The organism is Mesorhizobium sp. M0715 (genome assembly GCF_040320355.1).
GTDB lineage: Bacteria > Pseudomonadota > Alphaproteobacteria > Rhizobiales > Rhizobiaceae > Mesorhizobium.
This window is the reverse complement of sequence record NZ_JAMYPL010000019.1, coordinates 60,614-81,943: the sequence shown is the minus strand read 5'-3', so window position 1 is coordinate 81,943 and position 21,330 is coordinate 60,614. Positions and strand designations below refer to the sequence as shown.

The window sequence follows — 21,330 nt, the reverse complement described above, 5'->3', positions numbered from 1 at the left end:
CTCACTCGTCCATGATGTGCTTGAGGCCGGCGCGGAAATAGTCGTAGCCCGTATAGAGCGTAACCAGCGCCGCGATCCACAGCAGCACCAGCCCGGTCTGGGTGGTCAGCGGAAAAATCTTGTCGCCGGCCGGTCCGGCCAAGAGGAACGCTATGGCGACCATCTGGATGGCGGTCTTCCATTTTGCCAGCTGCGTCACCGGCACCGAAACTTTCAGCGCCGCCAAATATTCGCGCAGACCCGAGACGAGGATTTCGCGGCACAGGATGATGATCGCGGCCCACAACGACCAGCCGGCAATGCCCGCATGGCGATCGGTGTCGGCGGCCAGCAGCAGCAGGCAGGTGGCGACCAGCAGCTTGTCGGCGATCGGGTCGAGCATCTTGCCGATGTTGGAGGTCTGCTGCCAGGCGCGCGCCAAATAGCCATCCAGATAATCGGTGATCGAGGCGAGCAGGAAGATGATCAGCGCCGACCAGCGGGCAAAGTCGCTCGACTTCAGATGTCCTTCGAGAAAAAAGCATAGCACCACCAGCGGCACCGCGACGATGCGGGCGTAGGTGAGCATATTGGGCAGGTTGAACGCGCGCTTGGCCATATCTGGGAAACTCTTTCTGCCTGCCTACTCAAATCAGAAGCGAATGTAGGGGGTCAACAGGCGAGAATCGATTGACCAGACGAAAATAGCATCCTTGCTGTCAGCTCTCATGGAAATGATTGTAGACCAGTTTCGCCACCTGCTCGGAAATACCGTCGACTTTCCTCAAATCCTCGATGGCGGCGCGGCTGACCGCCTTGGCGGTGCCGAAGGCCAACAACAAGGCGCGTTTGCGGCCTGGACCGATACCGCTGATCTCGTCGAGCGGGCTCTTGACCATCTCCTTCTTGCGGCGCGCCCGATGCGAACCGATCGCGAAACGATGGACCTCATCGCGCAGCCGCTGGACGAAATAGAGCACGGGATCGCGAACCGGCAGCGAAAACGAGTCCCTGCCTTTGACGAAGAACCGTTCGCGGCCGGCGTCGCGGTCCTGGCCCTTGGCGATGCCGATGGCAACCACGCGGTCCTCGATGCCGAGATCCGAAAGGATCTTGCGCACCGCGGTCATCTGGCCCTGGCCACCGTCGATCAGGATGACATCGGGCCAGGCCGGGAAGCTGCCGGAGATATCGTCCTCCATATCGTCTGCCGAACCATCAGCTGCATCGCCAGCCGGGACATCGCCATGCTCCTTGAGCAACCGCGAAAACCGTCGCTCCATCACCTCGCGCATCATGCCGAAATCGTCACCAGGCGTGATCTCGGTCGAGCGGATGTTGAATTTCCGGTACTGGTTCTTCACAAAACCTTCCGGCCCGGCGACGACCATGGCGCCAACGGCATTGGTGCCCATGATGTGCGAATTGTCGTAGACCTCGATGCGCACCGGCGGCTTGGCCAGGCCGAATGTCTCGGCGAAACCCGCAAGCAGGCGTCCCTGGGTGGAGGTTTCAGCCAGCCGGCGTCCGAGCGCCTCGCGGGCATTCTGCAGGGCGTTGTCGGTCAGGTCCTTCTTCTCGCCACGCTGCGGCACGGAGATCGCGACCTTGCGGCCGGCGCGGGTGGAGAGCGCCTCGGCCAATAGTTCCTGATCCTCGACGCCATGCGACAGAAGAATGTTCCGCGGCGTCGGCTTGTCGTCATAGAACTGCGCCAGGAACGAACCTAACACCTCGGCTGCTTCCAACGCCGGATCGGCCTTGGGGAAATAGGCGCGGTTGCCCCAGTTCTGGCCGGTGCGGAAGAAGAACACCTGGATGCAGACCTGGCCGCCCTCCTGATGGATGGCGAAGACGTCGGCTTCGTCGACGGTCGCCGGATTGATGCCCTGGTGGCTCTGCACATGCGACAGGGCCGCCAACCGGTCGCGATAGATCGCGGCGCGCTCGAAATCGAGAGCTTCCGACGCCTGCTGCATGGCGGCCGAGATTTCCGTCTTCACCTTTTGGCTGCGGCCGGACAAGAAGTCCTTCGCCTCATTGACCAGTTCGGCATAGTCCTGGTGCGAAACCTCTCCGGTGCAGGGGCCGGCGCAGCGCTTGATCTGATAAAGCAGGCATGGCCGCGTGCGGTTCTCGTAGAACGAGTTGGTGCAACTCCTGAGCAGGAAGGCGCGCTGCAGGGAGTTGATGGTGCGGCCAACGGCACCGGCCGAGGCGAAGGGCCCAAAATAATCGCCTTTGCGCGAGCGCGCGCCGCGATGCTTGTAGATGCCGGGCGAGACATGGTCGCCGGTCAAGAGGATATAGGGAAACGACTTGTCGTCGCGCATCAGGACGTTGAAGCGCGGCCGCAAGCGCTTGATAAGGTTGGCTTCGAGCAGCAGCGCTTCGATCTCGGTGCGGGTGACGACGAACTCCATCGTCGACGTTTCGCGCACCATGCGGCCGATGCGGGTGGTGTGGAAGCGGCCTTGCGCGTAGTTGGTGACGCGCTTCTTCAGGCTGCGCGCCTTGCCGACATAGAGCACATCGCCGGCAGCGTTCATCATGCGGTAGACGCCGGGCGCGTTGGGCAGCCGCTTGACCAGCGTCTGGATCACCTCGGCGCCGATCATGCCTTCCGCGTCGCCGGCATGCGGCGTCCAGTCGATGGCGGTGAAGGCGACATCGGGACCGACGGTTTCAACGATCTCCTCGACTGCCTCGTCCTCGACGTCGATATCGGGGGGCAGATCGTCGGCGCCGCCGCGCGGCTTGCTTTTGTGGTCTACGGGACTCATTCCGTCATGCCTGTCACATCGGGCGTCTGCCACGCAAGATGCTGGCCGCCATCAAGCGCGATCATCTGGCCGGTGACCGAGCGCGCTTCCCAGAGATAGCGGATTGTGGCGCCGAATTCCGGCAATTCCGGGCCGCGCTTGAGGACCAAGCCATCCACCTGTGCGGCAAAATCGCTGTCGTCCTGACGCGCGTTCTTCAGTGTCGGCCCCGGGCCGATGGCATTGACGCGGATGCTGGGGCCGAGCGCTTGCGCCATCATCTGCGTGGCCGTCCACAGCGTCGATTTGGACAGCGCGTAGGAGAAGTAGCGCGGCGTTGGTCGCCAGACGCGCTGGTCGATCATGTTGACGATCAGGCCCTCCTGCCCTGCCGGCAACGCCCGGGCGAAATTCTGCGCCAGGAGCGCGGGCGCTTTCACATGGACGGCAAAGTGCCGGTCCCAGGCCCGCCAGTCGAAATCCAGAACCGAATCGTCCTCGAACAGAGACGCATTGTTGACCAGCAGCGGGATCGGTCCGAGCGCTGCTTGCGCCTGGCCGACGAGATCGCCAACGGCGTCCATATCGGTCAGGTCGGCGGCGACCACGGCGGCGCGGCCACCTCCGGCGATGATTTCGGCAGCCAACACATCGGCCTCGGTGCGCGAGCGGTTGCAATGAATGGCGACGGCAAAACCGTGGGCGGCGAGATCCTCGACGATCGCCCTGCCGATCCGCCTGGCCCCGCCCGTCACCAGCGCCGTGACAGTGGCTTTGCTCATATGGTGTCAATCCTCAATTTCGGCCCGAAAAAGCGGTGCCGGCGAAATATGGCCCGGCATGCGTTAAATGGTGTTCGCACCTTGGGCAGCATTGTGGCGAAACGGCCGTTTCGACATCCGGCCCGCCCTGGACTCGGGCGCGCCCGACCGCAATATAGGGTGCTGGAGTCCTTGCACCAAGCGGTGTGCAGCGCAGCACGGGATGGTTCCTGCCATTTCGCTGTTGCGAAGATGCAACGTCAAGGTTCTGCCTCATTCGTGCCGGGGAATGACCCAAGTTCAGGTTCGCTTCAGCCGCATTTTGACACGACATTTGGAACCGACGAACGCCAGATCCGTTTCACCCCCCGGACGGGTAGATGGCGATCGTGAGAAACAAGCCTGTGTCCTGTGGCTTAAGGAGTAAAGAACAATGCAAGCCAATCTCAAATTCGCACGGCCGCTGGCCGTTGCGCTCGGCCTCTTCGCCCTCAGCGGAACTGCCTATGCTGCTGACGTGGTTTCGGAAGAGCCGCCGGCACCTGCGCCGATCGCTGAACTTCCGGTCGCTTCGTGGGCCGGCCCCTACGCCGGTCTCAACGTCGGCTATGGCTTCAGCGGCCGGACCAAGGAAAAGGATTTCGACGTTGAAACCGATACCAAGGGTTTCGTCGGCAGTGTCTTCGGCGGCTATCAGTGGCAGCAGGAGAACTTCGTCTACGGCGCTGAAGCCGAACTCGGCTACAACGGCGTCAAGGGCGACGACAACGGCATCGACTCCAAGGCCGGCTTTGAAGGTTCGCTGCGTGCCCGTCTCGGCTACGCGGTCAGCCCAGAAATCCTGCTCTATGGCACCGGCGGTCTCGCCGGCAGAAGCCTGAAGGTGGAAGACACCGTCCTTGGGGCCAGCGATCGCGCAACGATGCTCGGCTGGACCGCCGGTGTTGGCACCGACATCAAGTTGACCGACAATGTCTTCGGCCGCGTCGAGTATCGTTACACCGACTTCGGCAGCAAGAGCTTCGACGGTATCGGCAAGGTCAAGGCCACCGACAACCGCGTCACCTTCGGCGTCGGTATGAAGTTCTAAGTCGTTCAAGCCACGACACGAAAAGCCGGGCCTCGCGCCCGGCTTTTTTGTGTCTGAGTGATTTTCCCCGGTGATCGACTGATCACCGGCAAATCAATTCCGGGGTAATCGGCTATTAACCGGGAATGCAGGGCTTCAGCTCTGGAAACTTCTCGTCGAAGCGCGCAGCCCACCGTGTCAGCCGGGCGCGGCCCTTTTCCCATTTTCCGGCAAAGCGCAGCGAGAGATAGCCAAGGCAGGCGCGCAGCGCCATCTGGCCGGCGGTGATCTTCTTCGGCAGCTTCGGCGGGTTGGCGTTGAGCAGGTCGAGTGCCGCCGTGATCTTCGCCCACTGGCGATCGAGCCAAGGCTGATAGACCATCTCCTCGGGCCGCGTGCGCCGTTCATAGACCATCGACAGCGCGCAGTCGCAAATGCCGTCGGCCAATGCCTCCAGCACTTCCGCCTCGAGCCGCTTGTCGGGATTGCGTGGAAAAAGCGCGTTCTTCGACAAACGGTTGAGATGCTGGGTGATGGCGCGACTGTCATGGATGGAGCGACCGTCGTCGAGCACCAGAACCGGGATCTTGCCGAGCGGGTTGGCGGTCATCAAGTCGGCCGGCTTCTCCTCGGTCTTGATCGGCACCAGATCGACAGCGATGCTGGCATAGGCTGCTGCCATTCGCACCTTGGAACTGTAGGGAGAAGACGACGCATAGAGCAGTCTGGGCATGATCGGTTTCCTGTTTTGCAGGCCGGCAGTGTTGACCGATCAGGCGCGATCGAGCAATGGCCAGAAGCGGAAAACCCAGCCGCCAGCGAGCGGCGCATCGGCCAGGGCCGTTTAGCGAGCGCTCCGTGAAGACGGCGCTTCATCACCATGGTCGCCGAGTTGCCGGAATCGCAGGGATCGCTCAGCCGGCAGGCAAGACCGAAGAGCCTCGCGCCGATATTTCATCACCCGCATGAATGACACAAAAAAAGCCCCACCGGACTTCGCCCTATGGCGAAGTCCTGGGAGCTGCGAAAAGATATCCTCCGTCCGCCTCTGTTCTCGCCTTCCGACTGCCTAAACAGCGAGCGGGGCGCCTGTCAGGCACCCGCCCTTGACTGTTTCGGCACCGCCCCGGCGAGGGAAGACGCGACTACTTCTTGCCGGCCTTCGCGGGCGCTGCCTTCGGCTTGGCCGCAGGTGCCGCTTTCTTCACCGGTGCTGAAGATTTCGCTGCCGCAGCCTTCTTTGCCGGAGCAGCCTTCGCAGCCGGCTTCTTGGCAGGTGCAGCCTTGGCAGCCGGTTTTTTGGCAGGTGCTGCCTTCTTCGCTGCGGGTTTCGCGGCGGCTTTCGCTGCAGGCTTCTTGGCCGGTGCCGCCTTCGCAGCCGGCTTTGCCGCTGCCTTGGCAGGTGCTGCCTTCTTCACTGCCGGTTTCGCAGCAGCTTTCGCTGCCGGCTTCTTGGCCGGTGCTGCTTTTGCCTTGGCCGCCGCGGCCTTCGGCTTGGCAGCGGGTGCTGCTTTCTTCACTGCAGCTGCGACCTTTGCCGTCGCTGCTTTTGCGGGTGCTTTCTTTGCCGGTGCCTTGGACGCCGGCGCTTTGGATGACTGCTTAGCCATGCGATGCCCCTTCCTTTGTGCCGACGGCCGTAATGACCCGGCACGCTCATGCATATCTGACTCGCGGCTTGCTAGCCAGCGAAGCAATAGACCGATTTTCGCAGCTTAAATTTCGGTTACGATCGGCACATGGTCGTGCTGACCGTCGCAGAAATTCACTGCTGATCTTCGACCAATGGCTAGAATGTGTCGCCGACATTCTCCACACTCCGCGGGACCGCTCCTCTCGTGAAGCTCCCAAGATCAGTGAACAGCTTTGCATGTCGATCGTCGGTCGCCGATATCATGACCGCCGCCTCATCGGTGCGATCATCTCGTGCAGGCGCACGATCTATACTGCAATGCGACAGCCGGTCGATGCATCGTCTTGTCAAGCACGATCGCAGATCGGCTTGCTCGTGAATTGACAGATAACTCTACATGACAGAGTATTCTGTACAGCATGCGGGAGCACTTCAATGTCGATCGCACAGGAGCAAGCGGCGCTGCCGCCGTTCCAGATTGCCAAGACGGTCCGCCACGGCGGCAGCATGGTTGTCCGTGGCCTCCGGCTTGGCTGCGCCGGAGCCAATCGATGAGTGCCGACGAAATCATCCACCAGAGCACTCGGCTCAGGATCATGGCCGCGCTGAGCATGCTGGAAAGGCGTCAAACACTGGACTTCACCGGGCTGAAGGCCATCGTGGACGTCACCGACGGCAATCTCGGCGCGCACCTCGATACGCTGGCCAGGGCGGGTTATGTCGACATCGAAAAGCTGTTCGTCGGCCGCCGGCCGCAGACGCGCGTCAAGGCGACGACGAGTGGACGGCGCGCGTTCCGCGGCCACGCCGCATTCCTGCGCAAAATCCTCGATCAGGCCGAGGCGGCGCCGCGCAGGAAATAGCATGGTGACCGGGCAATCCTGCGCGATCCGCAGTTCCGTCACGGCTGATAACCGAGGCAGATGGCGCCGAGCGCGACGATGGCGCAGGCGCCGACCCGCCGCGGCGTCAGCACCTCGCCGAGGAACAGGCGTCCGATGAAGGCCGCGAAGACGACGCTGGTTTCGCGGATCGCGGTAATCGGCCCGGCCGGCCCGAGCGCGAAGGCCGCGACCACGACACCGTAGGCCAGAAGTGCAAACAGGCCCCCGCCCAGCGCCTTCCAGGTTTCAGACGCGCGCAGGTCGACAATGAGCCGGCCACGGCAGGCGACGAAGGCCGCCGGCAGCAACGCGCCGTAGATCAGCAGGACCCATGCGGTGTAGGCGCCGGCGTTTCCCGCCGCCCGAACGCCGAGCGCATCGACCGTCGCATAGGCGGCGATGATAGCTCCCGTTGCCAACGCATAGAATATCGATGTCGTGGCGGCCCTGCCCCTTCCGAGAGAAAGGCCCATGATGCCGCCCGCAACCAGCGCGACACCAATGGTCTGCGGCAGAGTGAGCTGCTGGTTGGCCAGGAAGAACCCGCCGAGCGTGACAAGCAGCGGCACGCTGCCGCGAACGATCGGATAGACCTGCCCCAGTTCGCCATATCTGTAGGCGGCCACGAGAAACAAGCTGTAGCCAACCTGCAGGCAGGCCGAGAGCACGATATAGGACCAGGCCGGCGCGGCCGGAAGGTCGTGGAAGAAGGCGAAGGGGATGGCGAGCGCCGTGCTTGAAAAGCTCATGACGGTGACGGTCCACAGCCTGTCGGCCCCCGTGCGCAGGAACGCGTTCCAGCTTGCGTGCAGGATCGCCGCAAACAATGCGAGCCCGATGACCAGCGGGCTCATTGCGGCCTGCGCGAAGCAGCGACGATGCCCATGGCCGCCTTGCGGGCGTCGCGAATGGCGGCTTCGGCCTGCCCCATCTGCGCCAGCAAGGTCGCACCTTCGATCAGCATAAGCAGCGTCGCCGCCACGCTCTCGGCGCGGCCGCGCGGCATCATATCTTCGAGGATAGACCGCATGCGCCGCTTGAGGCCGTTCTTCTGCCTGACAACGGCTTTGAAAATCGGATGCCTGGGATCGCCGAACTCGGCCAGCGCATGTGCGAACAGACAGCCATGGAAATCCGGGCTGCGGAACCAGCGTGCATGCCAGTCGAAGATTCTTCCGATTTTCTGTTCCGGCGGAATGCCCTCTTGGGCGAGCCGGTCGAGCTGGCGGTCGAAACGCATAGCGCGATAGCCAAGCACCTCGAGGATCAGTTCGTCCTTGCTGGGAAAGTGGCGATACATCGTCATCTTGGCCACATCGGCTTCGGCGATGATCCGGTCGATACCGGTCGCATGGAAGCCGGCGCGCTTGAACAGCACGTAGGCCGTTTCAACGACGTGCTGGCGCTTATCGGAAACGGGCGATGGTGTCATGCGTTTACCGAGTGGTGAGACAGGTCTGTCTCATAGCTATGCGACGGATCGCGTCTGCTGTCAACGCGGCACAAAAAACGCCTGCAGCCGATCAAGCCACAGGCGCGAAAGAGATTGGAAGGGGAGACCGGGTTTAGCGCAGAATGCGGCAGCGGCCGTTGTAGACCATCCAGCGGTCGAAGCCCGAGACGCAAAATTCGACATTGTCGCCGATCGAGGCAAAGCCCTGGCCTTCCTCGATCAGGTACCAGATGGTGCGATCGCGGCCGTCGGACAGACTGACGGTGGCGCCGCAATAACGGCGACCGATCGGCCAGGTATCGTTGGCCGCCAGATAGCGATGCTGGTGGATGCGCCGGAAATCGGTGATCTGCACGTCAGGCAGATGCGGCACGTGATGCACCTGATAGGAAAAGCGGCTGGTGATCTTGTTCAGTACCCAGGGCTGACCGCAGACCCCGCTGTCTTCATCGGAATAGACCGTAAGATCGGCGGCCTGCACGGTCTGGGTGATACCGAGAGGCGCGGCAAGCGGGGTGCAGAGCGAAATCAGGGCGGCAAGGGCGGATTTGGCGAAGCGAGTCATGGCAGCCTCTCAAGGTCGATTGCGCGCACTGTGCGGATTCGCTCGGCGGCGGTCAAGCGGTTGCGTTGACAATGGTTTCCCAGTTTGAAACCGCTTTTTGACCAAAGCCGAGTTTGCACGCACCGGAATGGCTCTGGCACGTTCATATCCAGACCCAAGAGAGCACGGTCCCTGGGTCATCGATGAGCCCGCCTCAAGCCTGCTCGCCGGCCAGCCATTCCAACGACCAGTGCGCCGGCCGCCCCACCGCAAGCAGCCTGTGCAGGGCCGGCAGCAGCGTCCGCAGCTCGCCCTCCAGCGTGAACGGCGGGTTGACCACCAGCAGACCGCTGCCGTCGAGGCTGGGTTCCGAAGAGGCCGGCCTGATCTCGAATTCGATGTCGAGCAGCTTCGGAATGCCGGATTGCTTCAGCGCCTTGCGGAAGGCGATGATCGCCTTGCGGTCCTTGATCGGATACCAGAGCGCGTAGATGCCGCCGGGCCACCGCTTGTGCGCCCTTATAAGCCCGTCGACAAGGCGTTCGAACTCACCCGCTTCCTCGAATGGCGGATCGATGAGGACAAGGCCGCGCTTTTCCTTCGGCGGCAGATGGGCGCCGAGCGCCAGCCAGCCATCGAGCTCGATGATCCGGGCCTGGAAATCGCCGGCAAAGAACGTCCTCAGCCTCGCGGCATCCTTGGGGTGCAGCTCGATCGCCGTCAGCCGATCCTGCTTGCGCATGAGATGGCGCGCAATCAACGGCGAGCCCGGGTACTTCTGGATGCCACCCTCGGGGTTGAGCGACCGTATTGTCTCCAGATAAGGCGCGAGCAGCACCGCCACCGGCGCGGCAAACGAGGCATCGATCAGCCTGCCGATGCCGCCTTGCCATTCACCCGTCTTCTGCGCTTCGACGGACGACAGGTCGTAGCGGCCAATACCGGCATGGGTGTCGACGACCCGAAACGCCTTGTCCTTCTGCTTCAGATACTCGAGCAAGCGTGTCAGCACGACATGCTTGACGACGTCAGCGAAATTCCCGGCATGATAGGCGTGGCGGTAGTTCATGGTTTTGTACCGTTATGCACGTCGTTGTCCCAAACCGCTGCACACTTTTGGGCGACATGCATCAGCCCCTGCCCCAGCGCGGCGGTGGCGGCTGCGAGTTGGGATTTTCCGGCCGGCCGCCACGAGTGCGCAAAGTCAGCAAGAACCCGATCAGGCCGATCGCCATCAGCGCGAAGCCGACCGGCCGTGCACGGCTGTCGATCTCGCCGGCGCCGGAGCGCAGGATGAGATCGACCGCCCGCATCGGTATGTCGTCGGCATCACCCGGTCCGACGGTGAAGATGTAGGGACCCGGGCTGACGGTCGCGATCACGCCGGCCTCGTCGCGAAAGATCTTGTCGGGCAGTTGCGGGCTGGCCTGGCGAGGATTGTCGGAATGGTTGAACTGCAGCGTCGAGGCGAGCACCGTGCGGCCATTGCTTGCAGCGGTCAGCGTCAGCACGGTGCGCTGCTGCGAGACGATGCGCTCTGCTCTTGCGGTCAGGTCGACCAGCACCCGCACCGGCGCGTCGCGGCCGGAGAGCGGCACCGTCAGCGGCTTGAAGCGGCCCTGCTCATAGACCCGCCAGGTGCCGATCTGATGGCCGGAGAAGTTGCTCATCGCCCAGGGATAGACGACACCGATGCCGGCGCCGACGAGCAGGATCAGGACAAACAGAAAGCGCATTCACATCACCACATTCCATCGTGACCTTGCCAATAGCGCCCCAACGATCAAAAGGCGATGGCCAGCCGGGTCGCCACCCCAGGCGATCGAGTTAGAGGTGCGCAAGTAACAACCCGGTGGCGGCGTGGCCGCGCGCCAGTGCGGAGTTCTACCTATGCGCTTAAAATTCGTTGCCGAAGTGGCCTCTCCTCCACTATGAAATGAACACGCGCATGCGCTTTTCGGCGAAATGGGCCATCGGCGCGCCTTGCGAACCAGAGGCTTTGATGCGCAAAGATCATGAACAGCGGCACCAAAAGAGGATGAAGTCAAAATTCGTTCCTGTGAATGAATTTGCTTACAAAGCTTTAGCCCTTGCCCTTCTTCCCACTATAGCCAGCTGCGGCGTGCCTCCGATAGTTCAAGCCCTATGGTATGAATATTCGCGCCCTGGAATTTATATTTGCACTCCGAGCGGTTTCGGGCAGCAATCTCGTTGCTATCTGAAATTTTCCCGTCGCTTGGGTCGTTAAATCCACTTTCGGCTGGATCCATCCCGACCTCGCCCTGAATTGCGCAACCCCTCATTCATGGCGATCTTGGCTGCCAAGCGCTGATTCGACATAACAAACAGCGTGTGGCGCCGACGGCCAGCGACCGACCCAATACGCTGATTCAAAATGAGGAACTGCTCTGGACATCTCCCGGTTCAGCTCGGGGCCGATGCCGGCCCGTGATTAACCATTCGCAAACAGATATGGTTAAGAAACATCTAATTTAGTTGACTATGATTTCCACAGGTATATTTTCGATGCGTTGGGATGTGCAATTTGGGCGAGCAATCGACGATGGTGACACCGAGCGTGTAATCGCGATTTCGGGGCGCAGAGAATGCTGAGTGGCAGCACGGAGGTTGTGTAGTCGCACCAGCTTCGCGAAAGCCAAAGAACAATTGACGTACATCAGTGATGGCGGTTCCGCAGATGCGGAGGTTTGCCACGTTCTGAGGAACGTGGCCGGGCGATGCTTTGTCCCGGCCCGGCGGTAGCGTGTGCGGTGCGTATGAGGAAAGCATGAGTAAGCTTGTCAAGGTTCTGAAACTGGAATCCGGCAGCCAAAGGGGCGCCAACCAAAGCCGACCACGCGCCCTTGTCGCCGGAGGAGCGGGATTTTTAGGATCGCATCTGTGCGAACGTCTTTTGCGGGACGGATACGACGTTGTCGCGCTGGACAATTTCCACACCGGCAAAAGATACAATCTCAATACCCTTCTGCATAATCCGCGCTTCAGTTGCATCGAGCACGACATCGTCGATGCATTGCCTTCGGATCTTCAATGCGACGAGATCTACAATCTCGCCTGCCCCGCCTCTCCGCCGCACTACCAGGCAGACCCGATCCACACCTTCAAGACAAGCGTGCTTGGATCGCTGAACCTTCTGGAACTCGCGCGACAGAACAAGGCCAAGATATTCCAGGCCTCTACATCCGAAGTCTATGGCGATCCCTTCGTGCACCCACAGCCCGAGAGCTACTTCGGCAACGTCAACACGCACGGACCGCGTTCCTGCTACGATGAAGGCAAGCGCTCGGCCGAAACCCTGTTCTTCGATTATTCGAGGACCTATGGCCTCGATATCCGTGTCGCCCGCATTTTCAACACCTATGGTCGCCGCATGCAGCCCGACGATGGGCGTGTGGTTTCGAACTTCATCGTCCAGGCGCTGCGCGGCGAGGACCTGACCGTCTATGGCAGCGGCCAACAGACGCGCTCTTTCTGCTATGCCGACGATCTGATCGAGGGCTTTATCCGACTGATGAACGCGCCGAGCGCGCCCGCCCACCCGGTCAATCTCGGCAACCCTGCCGAATTCACCATCATGGAACTGGCGACGCTGGTCGTCGATTACACCAACGCCCGATCGAAGATCGTGCATCGGCCGCTGCCCGTCGACGATCCCAGGCAGCGCAAGCCGGACATCTCCTTTGCCAAGGCCAATCTCGGCTGGGAGCCGAAAATCAGCTTGAGCCAGGGGCTCGCGCGTACCGTCGAGTATTTTGATGCCCTGCTTTACGGAAGCCACATCGCCAGAGGAGCTGCCGCTTCATGAGCCGGCCGGCAGTCCTGGTGACGGGTGGAGCCGGTTTCATCGGCAGTCACACCTGCAAGCAGCTGGCCGCCGCCGGCTACATGCCGGTGGTTTTCGACAATCTGAGCCGCGGCAATGAGAGATCCGTCGGCTGGGGTCCGCTTGTCGTCGGCGATATCCGGGATCAGGATGCACTGCGGCGGGCTATGGAAACGTACCGGCCGACGGCCGTGATCCATTTTGCGGCGCTGGCCTATGTCGGAGAGTCCGTTCGCGAGCCGGCCGAATATTATTCGACCAATGTGACAGGCACCATCGCGGTGCTCGATGCCGCACGCGCGAGTTCGATCGAAAACATCATCTTCTCCAGCAGTTGTGCGACCTACGGCGTGCCGGAAGCGTTGCCCGTTCGCGAGACCTCCTCGCAAAATCCGATCAGCCCCTACGGGCGCTCCAAGCTGATGGGTGAACAGATCATCGGCGACTATGCATCGGCGTATGGAATGAAATTTGCGATCCTGCGCTATTTCAACGCTTGTGGCGCCGATCCCGACGGCGAGCTCGGTGAGTGGCATTCGCCGGAAACCCATCTGGTTCCCAGAGTGCTCATGGCCGCATCGGGCATCATCGACGCGATCGAGGTTTTCGGCACCGACTACGACACGTCGGACGGCACCTGCGTAAGGGATTATATCCACGTCACCGATCTGGCCCGCGCTCACCTGAAAGCGCTCATCTATCTCGAGGGTGGCGGGCGAAGTCTTGCGGTCAATCTCGGCACCGGGCGGGGCATCTCCATCAAGGAGATCGTCAAGGCGGTCGGCCGAATGACGTCGAGGCCGGTTCCGGCAGTGCTCAGGAGCCGACGCCCTGGGGATCCGGCGGAGCTCTACGCCGATCCGGGAAGCGCACGCGAACATCTTGGCTTTGTGCCGGAGCTTTCAGACATCGACACCATTGTCAGGACGGCCGCTCCCTTTTTCGGACTGAAGACCAAGCCAATGAAACTGCCGCCAGCCAGGGTGGCAGCGTCGGTCGTCGCTCGACGAGTCAGAGATAGCGGGGGTGACAGCTCGCGCGCTGGCCAAATCCGCTAGGGCTGCAGATATAAGGCGAGCCGCCCGAGAACGTGCTGCCATCGCCCGGATTGAACGAGATTTTCACCGGCGCCGGCGTGCTGGCTTTGATCCGTTGCGGTGGTGCAAAGGCGTAGGCACTTTCAGTTGCTATTGTGCTTGTCATCTGGATCGGATGGTCGGCACGGAGCGAGCGCACGAGAAATGTGGCCTGCACGGGCTGGACCGCGGACTGACTGCGGACCGGGTGGACTATGGGCCTGATAAGGACCGAACCGGTTTCAGTTGCGTCCATACCTTGACAACCTGCAACCATAGAGCTCAACGCTACGGCCGCGGCAATAGATACGACATTTTTGCTTGAGCGAAATACGCTCGCGGAATTTCTCATCCTCTGTCCCTTGCTATCAAGTATAAGCCAAGGGCGCGTTGCGACATACTATACTTGGGCCGCTTTCACGCCGCATGAGTGACCACTCGCACATCACACGCTATATTAGATATCACTAATTATTAAATTTCATCAAACCGTATGGCAGGCCATCGTCTCGTCGTCTGGCTGATGCAATTGAATGCGACTAGATGCGATCGGCGCGACGACCGCGCCTGCCGAGCCGCTGAAGGCTTCACCATAAGCGATTCGCGGGTTCCGCGACAGGCACACGGCAAGAACAGCCAGGCCATCTCAGCGCGGCTGGAAGCATGGCCTAGTTCTTGGCATCGACCAGCTTGCGGGTCTCTTCGAACTGCGCGCCCTTGGTGTCGCCTGCTTCGAATTTCTTGTATTCGTCGGAAGGATCCTCGGGAGATCGCTTGAAACCGTACCATTCCCCGTCCGGATCCTTGCGTTGCTCGATGTTCCGGCCCTGAATGCGATGGCTGTAGCAGGTGCGGTGCTGGTCGCCGGTGTAGCTCTTCGATCGCCAGGCGAGCTCCATGCACATCTTGCCGTCCTTGGTCACCAGCCATCTGCCCTCCGCGACGGTTGCCGTGTCCTGCCCGGACGTCCAGGCCCTGAGGTGTCGATTGTCCCGCGCGAAATAAGCTGCTCCGTCCTTCCATATCCATGTGCGGCCAGCATACAGAAGCTGTAGTTCGTAAGCAGTCGGAACAGCGGCGGTAACGGGTTCCGCCGTGCTTTTGTCGTTGGCGGCGGCCGCTTGCGCCGCTCCCGAAACAGCCACCTGACCGCAGAGAGCCAGGAGCAGCACAAGTTGCTTGAAACTTGCACGCAGGCGGGGCCCCTTGCGATTCCGACGGCCGACATCAAGCGGCAGCGATCTGATCAAAGCTGTCGGCATAGCTGGCACTCGCATGTTTATTCAGTCCAGGGCGGCGTCGTCAGCGCTTTGACGGCCACGCGAACCATTTAACAGTCGTGAGAAAGGCGGTGTCAACCGCCGCAAAGCATGCGGGCAACAACTATTCGCGACACGCGCATTGTCCATCAAGACGGCAACATCGCGATTGCGCATCGGGCTTATGGATCCGGACAGCCGGCCGACCTAAATCAGCAGCCATCGATGAAACCGAGGCCATAGTCGGGTCGGAAAGCAGGCCAATGCCGGAGGTTCAGCGGCCGCCTGAAGTTGCGCGGATGCGCGCTCGCAAGCCAGGCAATGCGGTCGATCGGAAAGGCTTGGGCCGCTACCAATGGCGTGGATTTTGAGATACAGCACGCCGCGGCCGACGGAATCCGATAGCGCAAGCCTGCGCAGGAATTGTTGAATTGTTGAAACGAGCTGCCTCAATAATCGTGAGCCTGGCCCTGCTGGCGTGGGTCGTCAGCGACTCGCGCTGGAAGATGGTGGGCGATGCTTTCGCGAGCATCACGCCCGGCGCTTTCGCGGCGGTGGCGCTTGCGCTGTTCGTCACCTACGTGCTGCGCGCGCTGCGCGTCTGCGACGAGTTCCGCGACGAGGTGCATGGCCGTTTCGGTGCCTGCCTGCGGATCATCCTGATCCACAATGCAATGATCAACGTCGTGCCCTTTCGCGGCGGCGAGACGGCCTTTCCCCTGCTCCTGCGCCAGGTCTTCGGCATACCAATCATGCGCGCCAGCGCCTCGCTTCTGTGGTTCAGGCTGCAGGATGCCTTCGTCGTCGGCGTGCTGGCCCTGGCGGTGTGGCCGGGCCTGCACCCGGCGACAAGGATCGCGGGCGTGGCCGCGGTGATCGCTGCCGCCTGGTATCTGCCGCGCTGGGCGCGTGCGCCGCATGACTGGGCAGGCCGCGGCAAGATCGTGGCGAAACTCGGCAGGCTGCGCGATGTCTTTACCGAGGCGACCGGCCGATCGCGCTATGGCTGGTGGTGGACGATCGCCAATTGGTCGCTGAAGCTCACCGTACAGGGATGGTTGCTGGCAATGCTGCTGGGGACATCCTTTTCGACCGCCTTTCCAGGCGTCGTCGGGGCCGAAGGCGCCGCCATACTGCCGGTGCAAGGCGTTGCCGGCTTCGGCACCTACGAGGCGGGTGCAGCGGCGGCGCTGCTCACCTCCGGCATTGCCATGAAGAGCGGCCTTCAGGCAGCGCTGGCACTGCATCTGTTCATCTTCTGCTCGGCAATCGCCACGGGTGCGATCGCCTGGCTGTTTCCCTCGAAATCGACGCTGCCGGGGAACCCGGCCGTCGGCCCTGCAAGGAAACCATCCCTATGAGCGTATTGCCCATCCCTGCTTCGGGACTGCCTGACGGCACGGTGATGCCGGACCATACACTGTCCATCGTCGTACCCATGTACAACGAAGCCGAAAACGTCGAGCCACTGCTGGCACGGATTCACCAGGCTATGGAACGCTACGAGCAGCCATGGGAGGTCGTGCTGGTCGATGACGGCAGTACCGACGCGACGGTGAGCGAGATCAGGCGCCTGGCGGCGCATTACGGCCCGCATGTGCATGCGGTCGAGCTGGTGCGCAACTACAAGCAGACCGCCGCGATGCAGGCCGGCATCGACGCGGCGCGCGGCGACGTCATCGCCACGATCGACGGCGACCTGCAAAATGATCCCTTCGACATTCCGCGTATGGTCTACCGCCTGTTGAGCGAGGATCTCGACCTGGTGGTCGGCTGGCGCAAGGATCGCCAGGAAGGGTTTTTCATGCGCAGGCTGCCCTCGCGCATTGCCAACGCGCTGATCGCGCGCGTCACCGGGGTGCGCCTCAAGGACTATGGCTGCAGCCTGAAGGTCTATCGCGGCAACGTCATCCGCAGCGTCAAGCTCTATGGCGAGATGCACCGCTTCATCCCGGCATGGCTGGCCACGGTGACGACACCCAGACGCATCGCGCAGGAGGTGGTGACGCACCATGCCCGCATCCACGGCCAGTCCAAATACGGCATTTCGCGCACCTTCAGGGTCGTGCTCGATCTGGTGTTCATGTATTTCTTCATGCGCTATCGCACACGGCCCGGGCACTTCTTCGGCGGCATCGGCATCGTGCTTGGCGCGCTGGGTTCGCTGATCCTTGCCTACCTGCTTTGCCTGAAGCTGCTTTTCGCCGAGGACATCGGAACACGCCCGATGCTGTTCACCGGCTTCTTCCTGCTCATCGCCGGGGTGCAGATGGTGACGTCGGGCGTGCTGGCTGAAATGCTGGCACGGGTCTATCACGAAGCGAATGGAGCATCGGCCTATGTCGCGCGGCCACAGCCGGCGCCCGGTGACAATGACGGCTGGCTCCCCCCCAGCCGGCCATCGTGACTTGATCGGAACGCCATGGAAGCTCCGCGCCCACAGCGCTGACCGGAGCGGTGGCTTCATCAACAGCTTGCTGGGTGGGATTTTGGTTTCAAGGCCGACAGTGGACCGGCAGGGTTCGTCGACGCCGGGAATGGCGGCCTGAGGGCGAGGCAAGGCGCAATATCCTGCGCCAACCCCTCGCCCTCGACTCGCGCCCCCGGCGAAGACAAGAGCGGCGGATCCTTCATTCAAATCGCGCCGCCACTTTTGGGTCCGATGGTCTAGTAGCGCGAACGGCAGCTGGCGCGCTGGCCGAAACCGCTCGGGCCACAAATCCAAGGCGAATGACCGAGGAACGGGCCGCCATTGCCCGGGCTGTAGGAGACCTTCACCATCGCCGGCCTGCCGACCCGCTGCGGCCGCACGAAGGCCGCATAGGTCTCCTCCCTCGTCCGCGTCACCATGGCCGTCTGAGTGAGCGGCTTGCGGTGAAGAACCTTCTTTCCGACGCGATCGAGCTTCCTGACGTGCTGGACCTTCTTGCCAAAACCTTGATCAACGATCCGTCCGTTGATTGAACTGGTCTTGGTCGTGTCCATCGTCTGGCAGCCTGACACCATCGAGGCCAATGCGATTGCAGCAACAGCATAGGCAAATTTTCTGCCTGTATCGGTCAGATTGTCCATAAACTGTTTCATTATCTGCTCCCTGCCCTGTAATGTAACGTGATTGAAAGCAAAGAATATACTTCGAATCCGTCGTTTCTAATCGCTCGTGAGTGGCCGTTTTCTACTCATATCGTTCCATCATATTAGAAGAGACTTATTAAAATTCGTGCAAACGTCATAATGAACGCAGCCTTTCACGCTTCGCTCGAATTTGAAGGAAATTCGGTTGTCGGATCGGCTGGCAGACGGAGCCTTGCCAAACGGCACATCGGCATACGCGACGGACTCGCGCCCGCGGCAAACAGAAGCCGGCGCTCGGGCTGTCAGGGATGTTGCGATGTATAAACGCTCAGCGCCGCAACCGGCGCCGGCAGGGCTGACTGCCCCAAGCTCTCTCCAGCCGACAAAAAGGGGCCGGCGATCCTTATCGCCGGAAGTGGCTGGATGCGGCGGCCCGCTTCAGGGTGCCTATGCCGCTATATGCACCCCTCGACAAATGGACCGCTGACCCACAGCGAGCCGCTGTTGAACATGCTGGTCCCGCTGTCATCGATGAACCCTACAGTCTTGTTGTCGACATGCAGCTTGCTCTTCGGCACCACTCGGCCGTCTATCTTGATATTCTTGACGAACAGGTTGCGATCGCCAGCCTTGCCCTGCCCCGCCCACAAGTCGTTGGCATAGCGGAGTTCGATTTTCCGCGGATTGGGCACGGCGCTTAGATTGAAGCGAAATGGTACGGTATGAGCGGACGCTGCCTTCAACTCCGCGACGATCGATTCTGCTGTGATCGCCGTGCTTTCCGTCCCCAGGACGTCCGCCTGTCCAACCGGCTTTCCGTCGACAAGCACGTCGAGCCGAGGGGAACCCTCGAAGCTGGTACCGGCCGCGTCGATCTCGAGGCTGGCAATGCTGCAACGCGCCGCGTCTTTCGTCGCATCGGCGATCATATCGGCAACGCGGCGCTTCTGCGACTGTACCCATCCCGCGATCGGCTGCAGGATGGCGGTGCGATCGCCGGTGCCGGCCTTGATGAGGTTGACCTTTTCCGTAGGATCCGTCTTGAGGTCATACGCCTCGATGCTGCCGGTGGTCGCGTTGAAGGTGACCTTTCGATCATCTTCGCGGTAGCCGAATTGGAAACCGCTCCAGGGAATGAAGAAGAATGTCTTGTTCGGCCGCTGCTCGCTGAACAAGCTGTGACCCTGCCAGGATCTTGGAAGCGGAAGGCCGAGTATATCGAGGATGGTCGGGGCTATGTCGATAATCCCACCGACAGCATGTGCGACGTCATCATGGAAAAGCTGCTTGTTGATCATGATAAGCGGGATATGGATATTTTCTTCGTAGAGAGCACTGGCATGAACGTAGTTCCCATGCTCTCCAAACGCTTCACCGTGGTCGCCGAGTATGACCACAAGCGTCGAATCGAGTTTGCCGGACTGCTTGAGTGAATCGAGTATCTGTCCCAGCGCCTGGTCGCCGACCTTCAGCGCGTTGAGGTAGGCGTTGAACTTCTCGTCATCGGAATAGTGAACTTTCGAGCCGTCAGAGAGGTCGGGGATCTCTTTCATCGCCGTAAACAGCGGGCTGTCGATGAGATACGGGTAATGGGTCATCGCCGTAAACATCACCGCGAAGAAGGGATTTTCGGCATCCTCATTCACCCAGTTGATGACGGATTGAGCGGTACAGAGATCGCTGTTGTAGTCGAAATTCTTCCATTCCTTGGAACTGAGCTTGAATGTGGGAATATCGCATTTCTGCCCACGGTAGTCCTGAATGACATCAAGCCCCTTGTTGAGCAGAAACTCATCCACGCGCTGGAACCGTGAATCCGCACTCCAGAAAAATCCGGTGCGAAAGCCGCTTGCGGTCAGAGTGTTGGATATTGAACTCAGCGGCAGATCCGGATGGCTCGCGGTCATTCCATAGTAAGATATGTCATTGTACATCGAGCTGAACAACGAAAATATCGAATAGTTTGTAGAGGGAGTGTGCGCATATATATTGTCGAAGCGTATCGAGTCACTTGAGTAGCTCTTTATGTTTGGTGTAACAGTATACTTTCCACCAAACGTCTCGACGTATCGGGATGGCACCGATTCCATCATGAAAACCAGCACGTTCTTTATCGGATTTGGTGATTGCACCTTGAAGCTGGACGTCTCCGCCGGACGTTCCCCAACGCTGGCGACGTCAACGTCCACCCCGGTATTCACGGCGAAAACGACGGGGGTCGGACTGAACAGAGCCGATTCAACAAAGTACACGATAGGGTTGGCAACCTTTGCCTCTGGCAAGGCCGTCGCCCGAACATGGTACCCGGTGCCGACCAGTCCAGCACCGACGCACAGGAAAAGCGTCCCCAGCAATACCGCTCGAGCAGTTCCCGCCAGCCGCACGCACAGCCCTGCTGTCGCATAACCCAAGACCAGCGCCAGAACTATGGACAACGACGAGAATGCGAAATCCCTTGGGTTGAGCGCGTCACCTATGGCGTTCTTGGCGTCGGCATTCTGCAGGAAGTCGCCATAGATCAACCACTGGAAAGTAAACGGCTCGCTCAGCATTTTGACGAGATTGATGTTGGCAAACCCCCAACATAGCGAAATCAGGATGGCGAGATAGAAAGTGATGACCACGACGACGCCGAAGAGGCGGCTGGCCTTTGCCAGGAAAAGCAGGAGCAGGGCTGCTGCCGTCAGCGACGAAATGAAAATCAGATCGTGGTAGCTTGACGCTATCCCGCTGGGGATAGAGGCCAAGCGACCCTGGAGCGTCGATTGGGGATCGATGATGAAGCCGCGGTAGACACCCAGAAGCACCCAGGAGAAAAACCCGGTGCAAGCGATCAGCAGGCCTGCGCGGAGGAAGCGCTTGGAACCTTGTGAACCGGGCTGTGTCTTCAATTCCATCTGACCGTTCCGTGCATAACCGCGATGACAACCGAAAGAGCAAAGGGCCTGATGCTACGTTGCAATCTCAAAGCCGCTGCCATTTTCCAAGTGC

General features: G+C 60.9%; 19 protein-coding genes. 6 read left to right on the top strand and 13 right to left on the bottom strand.

The window, feature by feature from the left end:
* Window position 1 precedes the first annotated feature (1 nt).
* The 3 genes from pgsA to NKI21_RS21640 all read right to left on the bottom strand — a co-directional run bounded on the left by pgsA (window position 2) and on the right by NKI21_RS21640 (window position 3,523).
* On the bottom strand, window positions 2–598 hold the full coding sequence (gene pgsA, locus NKI21_RS21650; RefSeq protein WP_023673449.1) for a CDP-diacylglycerol--glycerol-3-phosphate 3-phosphatidyltransferase: 597 nt from the start codon (window positions 596–598) through the stop codon (window positions 2–4).
* A gap of 100 nt (window positions 599–698) precedes the next feature.
* On the bottom strand, window positions 699–2,762 hold the full coding sequence (uvrC, locus tag NKI21_RS21645) for an excinuclease ABC subunit UvrC (RefSeq protein ID WP_352867210.1): 2,064 nt from the start codon (window positions 2,760–2,762) through the stop codon (window positions 699–701).
* Complete coding sequence (locus NKI21_RS21640; RefSeq protein ID WP_352753426.1) at window positions 2,759–3,523, bottom strand: SDR family oxidoreductase; 765 nt, start codon at window positions 3,521–3,523, stop codon at window positions 2,759–2,761. The genes uvrC and NKI21_RS21640 overlap by 4 nt, the downstream gene beginning before the upstream one ends.
* A 412-nt stretch (window positions 3,524–3,935) precedes the next feature.
* Here NKI21_RS21640 and NKI21_RS21635 point away from each other — a divergent pair, with 412 nt between their 5' ends.
* Window positions 3,936–4,592, top strand: a complete 657-nt coding sequence (locus NKI21_RS21635; RefSeq protein ID WP_023812630.1) for an outer membrane protein — start codon at window positions 3,936–3,938, stop codon at window positions 4,590–4,592.
* Between the two features lie 115 nt (window positions 4,593–4,707).
* On the opposite strand, the gene NKI21_RS21630 is transcribed toward NKI21_RS21635, so the two are convergent.
* Entirely contained in the window at window positions 4,708–5,304 is a 597-nt protein-coding gene (locus NKI21_RS21630; RefSeq protein ID WP_352867207.1) for a glutathione S-transferase family protein, read from the bottom strand.
* Window positions 5,305–5,716: 412 nt separating this feature from the next.
* Window positions 5,717–6,181, bottom strand: coding sequence for a hypothetical protein (locus NKI21_RS21625; protein WP_024504297.1), 465 nt, complete (start codon window positions 6,179–6,181; stop codon window positions 5,717–5,719).
* A gap of 574 nt (window positions 6,182–6,755) precedes the next feature.
* On the opposite strand from NKI21_RS21625, the gene NKI21_RS21620 reads away from it, so the two are divergent.
* Window positions 6,756–7,067 carry a transcriptional regulator gene (locus tag NKI21_RS21620; RefSeq protein ID WP_352550507.1) on the top strand — a complete coding sequence of 104 codons (312 nt, stop codon included), beginning with the start codon at window positions 6,756–6,758 and terminating at the stop codon, window positions 7,065–7,067.
* A gap of 38 nt (window positions 7,068–7,105) precedes the next feature.
* Here the strand turns inward: NKI21_RS21620 and NKI21_RS21615 are convergent, their stop codons facing one another.
* The 5 genes from NKI21_RS21615 to NKI21_RS21595 form a co-directional block, all read right to left on the bottom strand.
* Window positions 7,106–7,942 carry an EamA family transporter gene (locus NKI21_RS21615; RefSeq protein WP_352867203.1) on the bottom strand — a complete coding sequence of 279 codons (837 nt, stop codon included), beginning with the start codon at window positions 7,940–7,942 and terminating at the stop codon, window positions 7,106–7,108.
* Window positions 7,939–8,520, bottom strand: coding sequence for a TetR/AcrR family transcriptional regulator (locus tag NKI21_RS21610; RefSeq protein ID WP_352867199.1), 582 nt, complete (start codon window positions 8,518–8,520; stop codon window positions 7,939–7,941). Before NKI21_RS21610 ends, NKI21_RS21615 begins: the two co-directional genes overlap by 4 nt.
* Before the next feature lie 133 nt (window positions 8,521–8,653).
* The gene (locus NKI21_RS21605) at window positions 8,654–9,106 is read right to left on the bottom strand and encodes a hypothetical protein (RefSeq protein WP_023813788.1); all 453 of its coding nucleotides are present in this window, start codon (window positions 9,104–9,106) and stop codon (window positions 8,654–8,656) included.
* A gap of 193 nt (window positions 9,107–9,299) precedes the next feature.
* On the bottom strand, window positions 9,300–10,154 hold the full coding sequence (locus NKI21_RS21600; protein WP_128305672.1) for a 23S rRNA (adenine(2030)-N(6))-methyltransferase RlmJ: 855 nt from the start codon (window positions 10,152–10,154) through the stop codon (window positions 9,300–9,302).
* Between the two features lie 61 nt (window positions 10,155–10,215).
* Window positions 10,216–10,821, bottom strand: a complete 606-nt coding sequence (locus tag NKI21_RS21595) for a hypothetical protein (RefSeq protein ID WP_352442189.1) — start codon at window positions 10,819–10,821, stop codon at window positions 10,216–10,218.
* A 1,052-nt stretch (window positions 10,822–11,873) separates the two neighbouring features.
* Between NKI21_RS21595 and NKI21_RS21590 the strand changes: the two genes are divergently transcribed.
* Window positions 11,874–12,911 (top strand): UDP-glucuronic acid decarboxylase family protein, encoded by a 1,038-nt coding sequence (locus NKI21_RS21590; RefSeq protein WP_352442188.1) that lies wholly within the window; start codon window positions 11,874–11,876, stop codon window positions 12,909–12,911.
* Window positions 12,908–13,987, top strand: coding sequence for a UDP-glucose 4-epimerase GalE (galE, locus tag NKI21_RS21585; protein WP_352442187.1), 1,080 nt, complete (start codon window positions 12,908–12,910; stop codon window positions 13,985–13,987). Before NKI21_RS21590 ends, galE begins: the two co-directional genes overlap by 4 nt.
* Before the next feature lie 686 nt (window positions 13,988–14,673).
* Here the strand turns inward: galE and NKI21_RS21580 are convergent.
* On the bottom strand, window positions 14,674–15,267 hold the full coding sequence (locus NKI21_RS21580; protein WP_352867194.1) for a DUF995 domain-containing protein: 594 nt from the start codon (window positions 15,265–15,267) through the stop codon (window positions 14,674–14,676).
* 428 nt (window positions 15,268–15,695) lie between these two features.
* Between NKI21_RS21580 and NKI21_RS21575 the strand changes: the two genes are divergently transcribed.
* On the top strand, window positions 15,696–16,625 hold the full coding sequence (locus NKI21_RS21575) for a lysylphosphatidylglycerol synthase domain-containing protein (RefSeq protein ID WP_502896766.1): 930 nt from the start codon (window positions 15,696–15,698) through the stop codon (window positions 16,623–16,625).
* Between the two features lie 44 nt (window positions 16,626–16,669).
* Window positions 16,670–17,671: a glycosyltransferase family 2 protein gene (locus tag NKI21_RS21570; protein WP_352867306.1), complete on the top strand. Its 1,002-nt coding sequence runs from the start codon at window positions 16,670–16,672 to the stop codon at window positions 17,669–17,671.
* A gap of 260 nt (window positions 17,672–17,931) precedes the next feature.
* On the opposite strand, the gene NKI21_RS21565 is transcribed toward NKI21_RS21570, so the two are convergent.
* Window positions 17,932–18,348, bottom strand: a complete 417-nt coding sequence (locus NKI21_RS21565; protein WP_352867190.1) for a hypothetical protein — start codon at window positions 18,346–18,348, stop codon at window positions 17,932–17,934.
* Window positions 18,349–18,794: 446 nt separating this feature from the next.
* The gene (locus tag NKI21_RS21560) at window positions 18,795–21,236 is read right to left on the bottom strand and encodes a sulfatase-like hydrolase/transferase (protein WP_352722762.1); all 2,442 of its coding nucleotides are present in this window, start codon (window positions 21,234–21,236) and stop codon (window positions 18,795–18,797) included.
* Between the last annotated feature and the right edge of the window lie 94 nt (window positions 21,237–21,330).